This window comes from Vibrio sp. YT-19(2023), from assembly GCF_033337395.1.
On the sequence record NZ_JAWOQN010000961.1, the window covers coordinates 1 to 553 of the forward strand.

A 553-nucleotide genomic window follows, 5' to 3' on the forward strand; every position below is an offset into this window, starting at 1 on the left:
CAAGAACCATACAGTTGTATCGGTAAGTTAGGCGCGGTTATCTAGTGGCTTTACCTCGTGTACTGATAATAATTGTATAGACAGAACAAAAGCGATGGTGGCTAAATTCGTTTTTAAATAACAGAGCTTTTTAAATGGAAAAGATATCGCGATTAAACTTGATGATATTTTTTGTTTTTACAATCATAGCTTAGCAACTCGTATGTATTTCTAATATCCAAGTACTTTTCATAATGTAGATAGGCAATGATTCTAGCGTCTGTATTAAACATCAATACGTTTAATGCATTTATTGAATCATATAAATCTTTACCATCAACACCTGACTCTTTATAGCAGCTATTTATATAATTGAGTTCTTTGTAGAGTTCGCTAGCAATCAGCGGATTTTCTAACCTATCTTTTGCGAAATCATAACTTAATATACTTGTCGCGTATTGGATATAACGTAACATAAACTCTTTATCAGCTTCTGTTACTTCTAGGTGGTTAACGACTTTATCGACATCATCTCTGATATTGTTTTTATTTAAGTCGATGCCTAATAAAGTGT

The 553-nt window shown here is 32.2% G+C and carries 1 protein-coding gene; it reads right to left on the reverse strand.

Annotated elements, in window-relative coordinates; translation table 11 throughout:
• Positions 1–152: 152 nt before the first annotated feature.
• On the reverse strand, positions 153–553 hold a 401-nt coding region (locus tag R7E78_RS29435), incomplete at its 5' end, for a chromosome segregation ATPase (RefSeq protein ID WP_318059058.1).